The following is a 14,023-nucleotide window of genomic DNA, read 5'->3' as shown; positions in this document are numbered from 1 at the left end:
CCGGTCAGTGCCCCGATCGCGGCACGAGGTCGCCCTGCTCGATGCCGGCGGGCTGGCCGGACGGGCCGCACAGATGCGCCGCGATCGGCGTGTCGAGGCCGCCATCGGGCAGCGCGAGACGCAGGGCTGCGGCATCCGCGCAATGGCCGTGGTCGTAGACGTCGCCCGATACCCAGCGCAGCGAGGCCTGCGCCTCGCCGCCCGGCGGCACCGCGATCGTGGCTCCGGCGGCCTGCCCGGTGCCGCCGGCGGGGCGGGTCGCGCGGGTCTCCACCGGTCGGCCGTCGGCGGCGGTCAGCGCGATCTTCGGCCGGGTCGGCAGGCTGCATGCGGTCTTGCCGCTATTGTGCAGGATCAGCATGGTCCCCGCATGGGACATGCCGTTGAAATCGCCGCCCTGCGCATCGGTGAGCAGGGCGAGGTCGTGGCTGTTGCAGGCGGGGGCGGCGCAGGCCGGATGGAAGAGGGCGGGCGCGACCCAGCCGAGTGCTGCGAGGGTGAGTGCGGCAAGACGCATCGGGGTTTCCCGGATCGATGAGAAGGACATCGGTCATAACGCCATATCCGGGCCGGGTTGTGATGCTGGCGATGCTGGGCATGGCGGTGGGCATCAATGGCATGGCGTTCTATGCCGTCGGCGCGATGATCGGGCCGCTGCAGGCGGCGTTCGGCTGGTCGCGGGCCGCGGCAAGTTCGGCCTCGATCTGCCTGATGGCCGGTCAGATGATCGCCGCACCCCTGGTCGGGCCGGCGATGGCCCGTTTCGGGGCCCGGAGCGTGGCGACGGCGTCGGGCCTGGCGATGGCGGCCGGGTTCGCGGCGATGGGGCTGGTATCGACCCGGTTCGCTTACGGGGCGGTCTGGCTGCTGACCGCGCTCGGCGGCGGTGCGACGGGGGCGGTGCTGTGGAGTCGGGTGGTGCTGACGCAGGGATCGGCCCGGCCGGGCCTGCGTCTGGGGCTTGCCCTGTGCGGCACCGGACTGGCGGGAATCGCGGTGCCGCTGGCGCTGGCGCGGGTCATGGCAGCGGACTGGCGCGACGGGCCATGGCTCCTCTCGGGGGTGGCGGTGCTGGGTGCGGCGGTCGTCTGGATCGGACTTGGGAGCGCGCCGTCGGAGCCGGACCGGGCCGACCCGGGTTTGGTGACGCATGGCTGGACGCTGCGCGCGGCGCGGCGCAGCGGAGCCTTCTGGCTGTTGGCGGGGGCGTTCGCGCTGATCGCGGCCTGTGTCGCCGGGCTGATCGTGCATCTGGTGCCGCTGCTGGTCGACCGCGGCCTGTCGCCGGGAAGTGCGGCGGCGATTGCCGGCGGTATCGGGCTTGCCGCACTGGTCGGCCGGGCGACTAGCGGCTGGCTGCTCGACCGCTGGCATCCGCCGCTACTGGCGGCCGGCGTGGTGTTGCTGCCCGCCCTGGCAGCACTCTGCCTGCTCGGGGCAGGACGACAGGCGAGCTGGGTCGCGGCGCTGCTGATCGGACTGGCGGCCGGGGCGGAGATCGACCTGCTCGCCTATCTCAACGGCTGGTGTTTCGGGCTGCGGGATTCGGCCCGCATCCATGGCTGGCTGGTTGGCGGGTTTTGTCTCGGCTCGGCACTCGGGCCGCCGCTGGCGGGATGGGTCCGCGACGCCACCGGCAGCTATCGCGAGGCACTGATCGGCGCGGTGGCGCTGCTGATGCTGGCCGGGGTGTCGCTGCTCGGGTTGCGCCGGGTGGCGGGGGTGCCTTCGGCCGGCCCGAGGTCAGGGCGTCGACAGAGCGTCGACCGCCTCGAAAAACGCGGACAGGTCGGGACGTGACAGCAGCGGCGAGAAGCGGTCGACCTGCCAGTCCGGCCAGTCCCACCATCGGATGGCGAGCAGGCGCTCGATCTCGGCATCGGCGAAGCGGCGCCTGATCACCCGGCCGGGATTGCCGACCACCACCGCATAGGGCGGGATCACGCCGCGTGCGACGGTGTTGGCGCCCAGGATGGCGCCGTCGCCGACTGTGGTGCCGGGCAACACGACCACGCCGCGCCCGACCCAGACATCGCTGCCGATCGCCACGTCGGCGCCGACATGGTCCTCGATCTCGGGATGCTCGCGCATCGTCGGCCACCAGTTGGCCAGCGTGCGGAACGGGTAGGTGGTGACGGTACGGCTCGTGTGGTTGGCGAGCACCACGGTGAAGCTGTTCATCGAGCAATAGCTGCCGATCGACAGGCTCGCGCCCTGGTCGTGATCGAGCACGTCGGGCGCGCCGTAGCTGTTGCAGCCGATGCTCCACCCGTAGCGGGCGATCAGCGGGGCGAGGCGGTGGCGGGTGTCATGCTCGAAACGGCGCGTGCCACCGCTGGCCGCCGATTGCAGGCCGGCGAACAGGACCGGCCAGGCGGGATGGTCGCGCAGCAGGGCGATGGCACGCAGCGCGTCGGGCTTGGCGAGCAGCCAGGCGGCGGCCGCGGCGGTCTCGGGGGCGGCGTCGGCCAGGCGGGCGAGGGCGGCGGCGCGGTCGGACGCGGCGAGCAGGATGTCGATCGCGCCGACCGCTTCCTCGGCCGCGCGGGGGAGATGGTGGCTTGGTATGGCGAGGGCCTCGCTCCACACCCCGTCATCGTCGAGCCTGAGGCGCAGCATGTCCGGCCGCGCGGTGGGCGCGAGGCGCACTGGCAACGGGCGGCTGTCGCCGAGCAGCAGGCCGAGGCTGGGCGGCATGTGCGGTTCGCCGAGGATCGGCAGCGTGTCGATCGGACCCGGCGTCAGCAGCACCGATGCGTTGCTCGCGCCCGGCCGTCCGGTCTCGACGGGGCGGCCGTCCTGCCAGACGAAAGACGCGCCGAGCGGGGTGCGCAGCGTGTAGAGGCTGGTCATCGCCGGGGGCGGCGCCAGGCGAGGTTGTCGAAACGGCTCATGTCGAAGGGCGTGTCGCGGCGTGGCGGCCGGTCGACGGGGGGCGTGTAGGGTTCGGCCACGATGCGGCCGTCGCGTTCGAGCTTGTCGAGATGGCCGAGCAGGTTGGCGGTGGCGGCGAAGCCGAGCGCGCGCTGGATGCGCGGGTAGGCACGCGGAAACAGGGCGTCGAGATCGCGCGGGGTGTCGTCGATCAGCGCTTCGATCGCCGATTCGCGCGCCAGCCGGTGGTCGATCAGGATCCGCGTGAGGCGGGCCGGCTCGGTGATCGCCGGGCCGTGGCCGCTGAGGAACACCTTGGCCGGCAGGTCGCGCAGGCGGGCGAGCTGTTCGAGATAGGCGACCAGATCGCCGGCCGGCGGCGGCGGCACCACCGAGGTGGACCAGCCCATGATGTGGTCGCCGACGAAGACGATCCCGCCGGGCCGCACGAAGCACAGATGGTCCATCGCGTGACCGGGCGTATGCAGCACGCGCAGCCCGGCGATGGTCTGCCCGTCGACGAGCGGGAGGTCGGGGGTGAAGTCCCCGCCCGCGGGGCGGTGGAAGCCGGCGGTCGGCGCGCCGGTGCGGGCGGCGAGTTCGGCGACGCCGGTGAGGTGATCGGCATGGGTGTGGCTGAGCAGGATCAGCCCGATGCGACCGGCCTCGCGCTCGATCGCGTCGAGATGGTCGGGCTCGGCGCTGCCCGGATCGAGCACGACGGTGCCGTCATCGGTGTCGATCAGCCAGCAATTGGTGCCGTGATAGGTCATCGGGCCGGGATTGGCCGCGACGATGCGGCGGATGCCGGGCGCGAACGCGATCGGGGTGGCGCGTGGCGGCTCCGGCTCGGTCAACCGCCAGCCCGTTGGACGCGCCGGCGCGGTGCGTGCCGCCGCATCGAGGTGGAGGGCGGTCAGCCGAAGGCTCCGATATCGTGCGCGACCGCGATCGAGATCTCGCGGATCAGGTCGAAGCAGGTCTGGATCGGGCGGAAGATCTCGGCGTGTTCGCGCGAGTAGGAGGCCTCCTGCATCTGCGGGCCGGGCTCGCCGAAATCGAGCGTCTGGCTGATTTCCGCACTGGCCGGGAAGGCTTCCGCCAGCACGCGCTGGGCGGTGGGAATCTCCAGACGCAGGATCATGTCGTCGAGCGCTTCCCGGGTGACACCATGCCGGGGCGAGAAATAGGGGATGCGGGTCGAGAGCGTCCACAGATGGTCGATCAGCGCGATACGGATCGCATGCAGCAGCAGGGTGTCGAGCGCCATCTGCGGCATGTCGGGCCAGGCGACGCGGAGTGCGAGATGGTCCGACTGGATGCGGCGGAACATCGATTGGGTGATCGCCCACAGATCGAACCGCTCGAGCGCGCGGGCAACGCCGACCAGGGCCTGCCGGTGCGCGGGGTCGGTGGCGTGATCGGCGCGGTCGAGCCAGACGCCGGGGTCGAGGCTCACGACGATCGCGCGCAGCACGTCGGTCGAGGAATGCGCCAGCGCATGCTCGGCGAAGTCGAGCGCACGGCGGAAGCGGGGGGAGTCGTCGCGCAGCGCGTCGAAGGTCTCGGGATGGCGGGCGGCGGCGGCCCCGAGCCCCTGCAGCGTGTTGGCGCACCAGCCGAGCTGCTGGAGCAGGGCGTTGTTGGGGATCGCGCGCAGCTCGCGCGGGTGGCGGATGCGCGCCGACACGCTGCCGCCGTCGCTCTGCCGGGCGGGTGGGCGCGAGCCGGTGCGGTCGATCAGCGAGGGGCCGAACGCGCCGAGCACCGCGGCATAGCCGGGGTCCTCAACCAGCGCCTGCATCTCGGTCGCCACCGCGGTGAAGAAATCGGCCGAGAAATCCGGCTCGTCATAGACCGGGTCGGTGTCGGGGCCCTTCGGGTCGAGGGTCTGCGAGAAGGCGTGCGCGGCGATGGTGGCGATGGTGGCTTCGGCGAGGCGCTCGGTGCCCATCAACAGGTAGCCGTCGCCGCCCTGGATCGCGCTTTCCTCACGCAGCGCCAGCCCGTTGGACAGGAAATACTGCCATGAGCGGATCGGCGAGATGTAGTCGAGCCGGTCGGCGAGGCTGAACGGATGCGCGCCGCGGCCGATGCTCTCGCCATGGGTGTCGAACAGGATGACCTCGACCTCGGTGAGCTTGTGGCGCACCAGCAGGTCGACCACCTTCAGGCGCAACCGCTCGATCAGGTAGGTGGCGGCGAGCTGGCCGACATAGCGGCCGGAATCCGAATAGCCGAACTGCAGCGCCATCTTGCCGGTGCGGCGCAGATAGGCGCGCCAGTGCGGCGAACGCAGCGCCTCCTCGATCACCTGCGCGCCACGTTCGAGCGCATCCGCCGTCTCGAACAGCGGGCTGATCTCGATGCGATCGGCGATGCCGAACAGGGTGGCGAGCCAGAGGGCCGCGAGCAGCGTGTAGCCGCCCTCGGTCTCGGCGATCAGGAAGCGGACCGGGCTGGCAGTGTCGATATGCTTGGCGATCTGGGCGACCGTCATCATCAGCCGCGCCGCCGAGGTCTGTTCGACGAGGATGGCACCGATATCGACCGGCACCGCGACGGTGGTGTCGAGATGCTCGTTGATCGCCGCCAGCAGCGCGCGACGACGGGCGGGATGCTCGGGGCTGTCGGTCAGGCCGAGGCGCTGGCGCACCACATTGTGGAGCTGGGTGGCGTTCAGCCGCACCTGGGTGTGCGCGAGACCCATGCCGTGGCCAACGAGACCCGCCCGGAAGGTGGCGAGCGAGATCTGCCCGGCCGGCGGCAACGCGTCCATTGCGGCGTTGAAATCGGCGGCCAGGTCGTCGGGGTTGCGGATCGCATCCGATGCGCCGCCGATCAGCGCCCGGGCGAAGTCCGCGGATTGTTCCGGGGTCGGGTTCGACGGGCAGGCGGCGATCTGGGCGGCGACGGTGTCGAGCGCGGTGTCGAGCCGGGTGCGCAGCGCGGCGGTGGCGGTGTCGTCGAGCGTGTCGAGCTGCGTGCGCAGACGGGAGAGCTGGAGCGACTTCATCCGCAGCCGCAGGCGGATCGTGTCGGACCAGCCGATATCGGTGCGTCCGTCGGTGTCATAGCCGACCCACGAGCTCAGCGTGATCGGGCAGGGCAGGACCGAGCGCCAGCTCTGCGGCCAGCAGTCGGCGGCGGCGGCGATCATGGCGCGGTTGAGCCGATCGATCGCGTCGCGGCCGCGGCTCATTGCCGCGGTGGCCCAGATGAACTCGTCGTCGAGCGTCGGTGGCGAGGGGCGGTGGCTGTCGATCGGCGGCAGGGCGGTGCCGGGAGTGTCGGCGATGGCGGCAATGGCGGCATACACTTCGGGCTTCACCGCGAAGGTCGGGTGGGCGGTGAACACGGCGCTGAAGCGCGCCCGCTCGACGGCGCGGCGGAACTGCGCGAACGGCACCGGGCTGTCCTGCGGGTCGGGGCGAACCAGCCGGGCGGCCAGCTCCTCGAAGCGCGCCTCGACCGGGACCGGGTTGTCGAGTCCGACATAGCGGCGCAGCCGTCCGGCGCGGGCGATCAGCGCCTCGTCGCGCAGGGTGCGGATCAGACCGGCGATATCGGCGAAGGTGATGGTGCCGTCGTCGAGCTGACGCGACAGGCGCATGGCGATGGCCATCACCGGGTTCGCGAACGGGTCGCGGGCGCGGCGCTCGAGGATCCGGGCGGCGACGGTCCGCAGCGTGTCGAGCGACGCGAGCGACGGCGCGGCGGGCGCAGGCTCCGCAGCATGGGTCTCGACGGTCTCGACTGTCTCGGACATGGGCTGCCTTGCTGCGGGTGGATGCGACGGACGAGAAGGTTTCATTTCCGGCGCGTGGCTGCAACCGCCGTCTGGGTGCATCGCGGCAAATGCCGCGAGGTCCGGGTGATCCTTTGGGGCCCGGTGGGGTGCCGTGCTAAGCCGGGCCGATGACTGAACATGCGTCCGGCGGCGTCGATGCGGCCGCCGAGGAAGAGGCGCGTCTGGCGCGGCGGCTGCGGCAGTTCCGTGCCTTCGCCGGCGGGCTGCTCGCGGCGATGGCGCTGGGCGTGCTGGCGGCGAGCTGGGCGGCGCATCATGCCGCAACGCCGCCAGGGCGCGCGATATGGCAGATGCTGGCGGGCAGTGCGACGGCCGGGCTGGTGGGCGGCCTCGCAGACTGGTTTGCGGTGACGGCGCTGTTCCGCCGCCCGCTCGGCCTACCGATTCCTCATACGGCGATCATTCCGGCGCAGAAGGCACGGCTGGGCGCGGCACTCGGGCGATTCGTCGGCCACCGGCTGCTGACCGCGGCTGAGCTCTCGGCGGCGCTGTCACGGCTGGACGTGGCGGGGCTGCTGGCGCGCACCCTGCGCGATCCGCCGGTCGCCGCCTCGCTCGAACGCGGTGCGGCGCGGCTGCTGCCGCGGCTGCTCGAAGGCATGGAGGACGGGCGGGGACCGGCGCTGCTGGCCTCGGCGCTGCGTCAGGCGCTCGGCGGGCGGGCGGCCGGGCCGGTGCTGGGGCGGATGCTGCGCGCGACACTCGAAAGCGACCGTCACCAGGCGGTGATGACCTCGCTGATTGCCCAGGCCAGGCGCCTGCTGCGCGAGCGCGAGCCGGTCTTGCGCGAGTTCGTCGAGGGCCGGGTGCGCGAACAGGGCGGGCGGCTGGTCGGCTGGGCGTTGGGAAGCGCAGTCGCGAGCCGCGTGCTGGCGGCGCTGTCGGAAGAGATTGACCGGCTCGACCCGGAGGGCTCGGAGCTGCGAGGGGCGGTGACGCAATGGATGCGCGGCGAGATCGACCGCATCGAGACCGACCCTGAGCGGGCCGCGCAGATCGGGGTGGCGTTCTCCGGCATGCTGGCGCATCCGGCGATGCAGGACTGGTTGCAGGGGATCTGGGTCCGGCTGCGTCAGACGGTGGCGGCGGATGCCGAGAGCCCGGCGCCATGGATCGCCGGGGCGACGCATCAGGCGCTGGAGCGTCTGTCGAGCATGCTGGAGACGGATTCAGGGCTGCGTGGACGGGTCGATGCGGCGGTGGCGGCGGCGCTCGGTGCGACGCTGCCGAGGATACAGGTTCAGGTCTCGGAATTCATCGCGCGGGTGATCGAGGGCTGGGATGCCGACACCCTGGCCGAACGGCTGGAAGTGAGGGTCGGCAGCGATCTGCAGTTCATCCGCATCAACGGCACCGTGTTCGGCTTCCTGGCCGGTCTGGCGATCAATGGCGCGCTGATCTGGCTCGGCGGTGCTCTTTAGGGCGGTGGAAGCTGTGACGGTGACAGGTGAGGCCGAATGATCGGCGCGTCTTGCGCGGGCGACAGGTCCGCCATGCCGGGCGGGGGCGGTTTTGGCTTGACGCTGAGGGCCGGACGTCGCATCTGACCAATCAGGACCGATGAGGTCCGCAATGAAGGATTGGTGATCGGGAGCGGTGCGGTGCTGAGGCTGTCGAAACTGACCGATTATGCGGTCGCCGTTCTGATCAGGCTCGATCGTTGCCAGCGCGAGGGTGGCGGGGAGCAGGGCGCCTGCATGGCGACAGCGCCGCATCTCGCCGCGCTGACCGGGATTCCGGAGCCGACGGTGGCCAAGGTCCTCAAGACGCTGGCCGGCTCCGGGTTCGTGACCTCGGCGCGCGGGGCGCGGGGCGGGTATCGGTTGTCACGTCCGCTGGAGGACATCGCGCTCGACGAGGTGATTTCGGCCCTCGACGGGCCGATCGCGCTGATCACCTGCATCGAAGGGACAGGTGGCTGCGAGGCGTATGGGCGCTGCGACGTCCGCGGACGCTGGGAACCGGTCAACGAGGCGGTCCGTTCGGCGCTGAGGGCGATCTCTCTCGCCGAGCTTCGGGGCCCGGGCTGCTGTTCGGAGCGGCCGCCGATGAGAGCTGCGTCGCCGCGTGAGGCGGCGCTCGATACCGTGTCGCGTGAGGCGGCGCTCGATACCGTGCCGCGTGAAGCGGCGCTGAACTCCGCGGAGTAGGATATGGCTGCCACGATCGAAACCATCGAAGCCGTCGGAGCCGCGACACAGTCGGGCTACAAATGGGGCTTCGAGACCGATATCGAGATGGATGTCGCGCCGAAAGGGCTCGACGAGGCCACCGTGCGGCTGATTTCCGAGCGCAAGGGCGAGCCCGGCTGGCTGCTGGACTGGCGGCTGAAAGCGTTCGCGCAGTGGCAGGCGATGGAAGAGCCGCACTGGGCCAAGCTCGGCTACCCGCCGATCGACTATCAGGACGCGCATTACTATGCCGCGCCGAAGCGCAAGCCCGGGCCGAAATCGCTCGACGAGGTCGATCCGGAACTGCTGCGTACTTATGAAAAGCTCGGCATCCCGATCAGGGAGCAGGCGATCCTCGCGGGCGTCGAGGGTGCGGAAGATGTCGAGGCGCGCCTGCCGGTCGCGGTGGACGCGGTGTTCGACAGCGTTTCCGTGGCCACCACCTTCAAGAAGACGCTGGCCGAGGCGGGCGTGATCTTCTGCCCGATCTCGGACGCGGTGCGCGAGCATCCCGAGCTGGTGCAGCGCTATCTCGGCTCGGTGGTGCCGGCCGGCGACAATTTCTTTGCCGCACTGAATTCGGCGGTGTTCACCGACGGCAGCTTCGTGTTCGTGCCGAAGGGCGTGCGTTGTCCGATGGAGCTGTCGACCTATTTCCGCATCAATGCCCGCAACACGGGCCAGTTCGAGCGCACGCTGATTATCGCCGAGGAACGTGCCTCGGTCAGCTATCTGGAGGGATGCACCGCGCCGCAGCGCGACGAGAACCAGCTCCATGCCGCGGTGGTCGAGCTGGTGGCGATGGATGACGCCACCATCAAGTACTCCACCGTGCAGAACTGGTATCCCGGCGATTCCGAAGGTCGCGGCGGCATCTACAATTTCGTCACCAAGCGCGGCGCATGCCGCGGCGCGCGGGCGAAGATCAGCTGGACGCAGGTCGAGACCGGGTCTGCGATCACCTGGAAATATCCCTCCTGCATCCTGCAGGGCGACGGCAGCGTGGGCGAGTTCTATTCGGTGGCGGTGACCAACAACCGCCAGCAGGCCGATACCGGCACCAAGATGATCCATATCGGCGCCGGCACCAGCAGCACCATCGTCGCCAAGACGATCAGCGCCGGTCGCTCCGACAGCACCTATCGCGGCCTGGTGCGCATCCTGCCGAAGGCGGAGGGCGCGCGGAACTTCACCCAGTGCGACAGCCTTCTGATCGGCGACCAGTGCGGCGCGCATACGGTGCCCTATGTCGAGAATCGCAACCGACGCGCACGGGTCGAGCACGAGGCGACCACCTCGAAGATCGCCGACGACCAGTTGTTCTACTGCCGCTCGCGCGGTCTGTCCCAGGAAGACGCGGTGGGTCTGATCGTCAATGGCTTCTGCCGTGACGTGCTGAAGGAACTGCCGATGGAATTTGCCGTCGAGGCGCAGAAGCTCCTCGCCATCTCTCTCGAAGGAAGCGTTGGATGAGCCACATCCTCACCGTCAGCGGACTGAAGGCCGCGATCGGCGACACCCCGATCCTGCGCGGCATCGATCTTGTAGTGCCGCCCGGCGAGATCCATGCCGTGATGGGGCCGAACGGCTCGGGCAAGTCGACGCTGTCCTATGTGCTGGCCGGCCGCGCCGATTACGAGGTCACCGGCGGCTCGGCGACCTATGGCGAGGCGGATCTGCTGGAGATGGAGCCCGAGGCGCGGGCGGCGGCGGGGATCTTTCTCGCCTTCCAGGCGCCGGTGGAGCTGCCTGGCGTCAATAATGCCAATTTCCTGCGCACCGCACTCAATGCGCAGCGCCGGGCCCGCGGGCAGGACGAGATCGACGCGGTGGCGTTCCTCAAGCTGGCGCGCGAGGCGGGGAAGCGGCTGTCGATGCCCGACGACATGCTCAAGCGGGCGGTCAATGTCGGTTTCTCCGGTGGCGAGAAGAAGCGCAACGAGGTGTTGCAGATGGCGCTTCTCAAGCCGAGCCTGGCCATTCTCGACGAGACCGACAGCGGGCTCGACGTCGACGCGCTCAGGATCGTCGCCGAGGGCGTGCGTGCGCTGCGCGCGCCGGATTTCTCCGCCCTGGTCATCACCCACCACCAGCGCCTGCTGGAGATCCTGGTGCCGGACCGGGTGCATGTGATGAGCAAGGGCCGCATCATCCGCAGCGGCGATGCGCAGCTGGCCCGCGAGATCGAGCGCGAGGGCTACAGCGCGCTGATCCAGGAGGCGGCATGAGCCATGATCGTCGCATCACGCCGCGCTTGGGCAGCGATGCCGGCGCGCTGATCGCCGCGTTCGATGCGCAGCGGGAGGCGCTCGGCGCCGCACCGGTGCGCGAGGCGGCGCGCGGCTTCCTCGCCGAGCACGGTATCCCGACCCGGCGCAGCGAGGCGTTCCGCTACACGGATCTCGCGGCCCTGGCGCGCTTCATCGCACCTGGCGCGCAGGGTGCGCAGGCCGAGGCCCGCGCCGGCGCGATCCTGCATCCGTTTCTCGCCGCGCAGGGTCTCGCGGATGTCGCGCGGGTGGTGGTGGTGGACGGGCTGGTGTCCGCGGGCCTCTCGGTGCCGTCGGCCGAGGTTGCGACCACCCTCGTCGAGGATGCCGACGAGCCGGGTGAGGGCGCGCTGCTCGCCCTCAATGCGATGCTGACCCGTGGCGGCGTGTCACTGTCGGTCGAGGCCGGGGTGGCGGCCGGGCGGATGCTGCTGGTGCATGTCGCCCTGGGCGGCGCTGCGGCGGCACACCCGCGCCACAGCCTGTCGCTGGCCGAGGGCGCGTCGCTGGAATTGCTCGAGATCGATCTCGGCGAGGACGCCTATCTGCACAATTCGGTGTTCGACATCACGCTCGCCGAGGATTCGGCGCTGACCCATGTCCGCATCCAGAATGCGGCCGACGAGGCGCTGTCTTTCGCGACGGTGCGGCCGGTGTTGCAGGCGCGGGCGCGCTACGAAGGGTTCTGCCTGGCGCTTGGCGGCACCACCGCCCGGCATGAGGTGCGTGCCCGTCTCGAGGGCGAGGCGGCGATCGCCCATGTCAACGCCGCCCAGCTCGGGCGTCGCGACGGGCAGGTGCTGGACCTGACCAGCGAGATCGCGCATCTCGCCTTCGACACGCGCTCGCTGCAGACGGTCAAGACCGTGCTCGACGGCCGCGCGCGGGGCGTTTTCTCCGGCCGCATCCATGTCGCGCGCGAGGCCCAGAAGACCGACGGCTACCAGCTCAACCAGGCGCTGCTGCTGTCGGATTCGGCCGAGATGGATGCGCGTCCCGAGCTCGAGATCTACGCCGACGACGTCAAGTGCAGCCATGGCGTGACCATCGGCGCGCTCGACGAGGAGCAGCTCTTCTACATGCGCAGTCGCGGCGTGCCTGCCGCAGAGGCGGAGGCGCTGCTGGTGCGGGCGTTCCTCGCCGATGTGTTGTCGCTGGTGGAGGCGGAGGCCTCGCGTGGCGTGCTGGAGCGGGTGGTGGACGCGTGGTGGGCGCAGGCGTGAGCGAGGTGGCGGCCCCGGTGCTGGATGTCGCACGGATCCGGCGGGATTTTCCGATCCTGTCGGAGACGGTGCGCGGAAAGCCGCTGGTGTTTCTCGACTCCGCCGCCTCGGCGCAGAAACCTGTGCAGGTCATCGAGGCGATGACCGACACGATGCGCCGGCAATACGCCAACGTGCATCGCGGCCTGCACTGGATGAGCGAACGCACCAGCGACGCCTATGAGGGCGTGCGCGACAAGGTGGCCCGGCTGCTCAATGCCGCGTCGCGCGACGAGATCGTGTTCACCCGCAACTCCACCGAGGCGATCAACCTCGTCGCCCACAGCTATGGGCGCGGCGTGATGACGCCCGGCCAGGCGGTAGTGATTTCCGAGATGGAGCATCACGCCAACATCGTGCCCTGGCAGATGCTGCGCGATGCGCACGGCATCGAATTGCGGGTCGCGAAGATCACCGATGCCGGCGAGCTCGATCTCGATTCGCTCGCATCCCTGCTGGCCGACGGGCGCGTCGGGCTGGTGGCGCTCACGCATATGTCGAACGTGCTGGGCACCATCACCCCGGCGGAGACGATCGTGTCGATGGCGCATGCGGCGGGGGCGAAGGTGCTGCTCGACGGCTCGCAGGCGGTGGTGCACCGCCGTGTCGACGTCACCGCGCTGGACGTCGATTTCTATGTGTTTACCGGCCACAAGCTCTACGGACCGACCGGCATCGGTGTGCTCTATGGCAAGCACGCCCTGCTCGAGGCGATGCCGCCATTCATGGGCGGCGGCGACATGATCGGCACGGTGAGTTTCGAACACACCACCTGGGCCGAGGTGCCGCACAAGTTCGAGGCCGGGACACCGGCGATCATCGAGACGATCGGGCTCGGCGCGGCGATCGACTATGTCGAGGCGATCGGTTTCGATCCGATCTCGGCGCACGAGGCCGCACTCACCGACCATGCGCTGGCGCGGCTGGCCACCATCGACGGGCTGAACGTGCTGGGCCGGGCGCAGCAGCGAGGCGGGGTGATCTCGTTCACGCTCGATGGCGCGCATGCGCATGATGTCGCCACCCTGCTTGATCAGAGCGGCGTCGCCGTGCGGGCGGGACAGCATTGCGCCGAGCCGCTGATGCGCCGGCTGGGCATCCACTCGTCGGCGCGGGCCAGTTTCGGCGTGTACACGACCGAACAGGAAATCGATCACTTCGTCGATGCGCTGGACGGGGCACGCAGGCTGCTGGTCGCGTGAGCACCGACGCGACGACCCTGTATCAGGACTGGGTGCTTGCCCGGGCGCGCGCACCGCTGCATGCCGGGCGCATCGCGGGCGGCGTGACGGGTGTGGCCGAGAACCGCAGCTGCGGTGATTCGGTGCGGTTCTGGCTGAAACGGCAGGACGGGCGCGTCGTCGCCGCGCGGCACGAGACCGAGGGCTGCGCGATCTGCCAGGCCTCGGCCGATCTGATCGCCGGGCTGGCGGCGGGCTTGAATGAGGATCGCCTCGCGACCTTATGGGAAGAAGCGTGCGGGGTGCTTGAAAGTGGCGTCGCCCCGGCAGGACGACAGGGCGATGCGGGGATGCTGCTCGGCGTGTTCGCCGGGGTGGCCGAGTATCGGGCGCGGCATCGTTGCGCGATGCTGCCGTATCAGGCCTATGAGCAAGCTGCGAGGGCTGGGTGAGT

At 70.2% G+C, this 14,023-nt stretch carries 12 protein-coding genes; 8 read left to right on the top strand and 4 right to left on the bottom strand.

The features are described from left to right. Nucleotides 1–4: 4 nt before the first annotated feature. On the bottom strand, nucleotides 5–517 hold the full coding sequence (locus tag FHR90_RS11560; protein WP_183275286.1) for a DUF4232 domain-containing protein: 513 nt from the start codon (nucleotides 515–517) through the stop codon (nucleotides 5–7). Between the two features lie 62 nt (nucleotides 518–579). Between FHR90_RS11560 and FHR90_RS11555 the strand changes: the two genes are divergently transcribed. Beyond that, nucleotides 580–1,800 (top strand): MFS transporter, encoded by a 1,221-nt coding sequence (locus FHR90_RS11555; RefSeq protein WP_183275285.1) that lies wholly within the window; start codon nucleotides 580–582, stop codon nucleotides 1,798–1,800. On the opposite strand, the gene FHR90_RS11550 is transcribed toward FHR90_RS11555, so the two are convergent. Genes FHR90_RS11550 through FHR90_RS11540 form a run of 3 tightly spaced genes read right to left on the bottom strand, consistent with a single transcriptional unit; the run spans nucleotide 1,744 to nucleotide 6,643 of the window. Then, nucleotides 1,744–2,853, bottom strand: coding sequence for a CatB-related O-acetyltransferase (locus FHR90_RS11550; protein ID WP_183275284.1), 1,110 nt, complete (start codon nucleotides 2,851–2,853; stop codon nucleotides 1,744–1,746). The genes FHR90_RS11555 and FHR90_RS11550 overlap by 57 nt on opposite strands. Continuing rightward, nucleotides 2,850–3,731 (bottom strand): MBL fold metallo-hydrolase, encoded by an 882-nt coding sequence (locus FHR90_RS11545; RefSeq protein WP_176626118.1) that lies wholly within the window; start codon nucleotides 3,729–3,731, stop codon nucleotides 2,850–2,852. The genes FHR90_RS11550 and FHR90_RS11545 overlap by 4 nt, the downstream gene beginning before the upstream one ends. A gap of 59 nt (nucleotides 3,732–3,790) precedes the next feature. Then, the gene (locus FHR90_RS11540) at nucleotides 3,791–6,643 is read right to left on the bottom strand and encodes a phosphoenolpyruvate carboxylase (RefSeq protein WP_183275283.1); all 2,853 of its coding nucleotides are present in this window, start codon (nucleotides 6,641–6,643) and stop codon (nucleotides 3,791–3,793) included. A gap of 149 nt (nucleotides 6,644–6,792) precedes the next feature. Between FHR90_RS11540 and FHR90_RS11535 the strand changes: the two genes are divergently transcribed. From FHR90_RS11535 to FHR90_RS11505, 7 genes are all read left to right on the top strand, one after another. Beyond that, nucleotides 6,793–8,106 (top strand): DUF445 domain-containing protein, encoded by a 1,314-nt coding sequence (locus FHR90_RS11535; protein WP_183275282.1) that lies wholly within the window; start codon nucleotides 6,793–6,795, stop codon nucleotides 8,104–8,106. A gap of 180 nt (nucleotides 8,107–8,286) precedes the next feature. After that, nucleotides 8,287–8,835 carry an SUF system Fe-S cluster assembly regulator gene (locus tag FHR90_RS11530; protein WP_176622434.1) on the top strand — a complete coding sequence of 183 codons (549 nt, stop codon included), beginning with the start codon at nucleotides 8,287–8,289 and terminating at the stop codon, nucleotides 8,833–8,835. Nucleotides 8,836–8,838: 3 nt separating this feature from the next. Continuing rightward, nucleotides 8,839–10,329: a Fe-S cluster assembly protein SufB gene (sufB, locus tag FHR90_RS11525; protein WP_176622418.1), complete on the top strand. Its 1,491-nt coding sequence runs from the start codon at nucleotides 8,839–8,841 to the stop codon at nucleotides 10,327–10,329. After that, nucleotides 10,326–11,084 (top strand): Fe-S cluster assembly ATPase SufC, encoded by a 759-nt coding sequence (gene sufC, locus FHR90_RS11520; RefSeq protein WP_176622420.1) that lies wholly within the window; start codon nucleotides 10,326–10,328, stop codon nucleotides 11,082–11,084. Before sufB ends, sufC begins: the two co-directional genes overlap by 4 nt. Further along, the gene (sufD, locus tag FHR90_RS11515; RefSeq protein WP_176622422.1) at nucleotides 11,081–12,349 is read left to right on the top strand and encodes a Fe-S cluster assembly protein SufD; all 1,269 of its coding nucleotides are present in this window, start codon (nucleotides 11,081–11,083) and stop codon (nucleotides 12,347–12,349) included. Before sufC ends, sufD begins: the two co-directional genes overlap by 4 nt. After that, nucleotides 12,346–13,590, top strand: a complete 1,245-nt coding sequence (locus FHR90_RS11510) for a SufS family cysteine desulfurase (RefSeq protein ID WP_266152764.1) — start codon at nucleotides 12,346–12,348, stop codon at nucleotides 13,588–13,590. The genes sufD and FHR90_RS11510 overlap by 4 nt, the downstream gene beginning before the upstream one ends. After that, nucleotides 13,587–14,021, top strand: a complete 435-nt coding sequence (locus tag FHR90_RS11505) for an iron-sulfur cluster assembly scaffold protein (RefSeq protein ID WP_176622424.1) — start codon at nucleotides 13,587–13,589, stop codon at nucleotides 14,019–14,021. The genes FHR90_RS11510 and FHR90_RS11505 overlap by 4 nt, the downstream gene beginning before the upstream one ends. Nucleotides 14,022–14,023 lie beyond the last annotated feature (2 nt).

This window comes from Endobacter medicaginis, assembly GCF_014192375.1.
GTDB classification, from domain to species: Bacteria; Pseudomonadota; Alphaproteobacteria; order Acetobacterales; family Acetobacteraceae; genus Endobacter; species Endobacter medicaginis.
The sequence above is the reverse complement of the archived record's forward strand: the minus strand, read 5'-3'. Positions and strand labels throughout refer to the sequence as shown.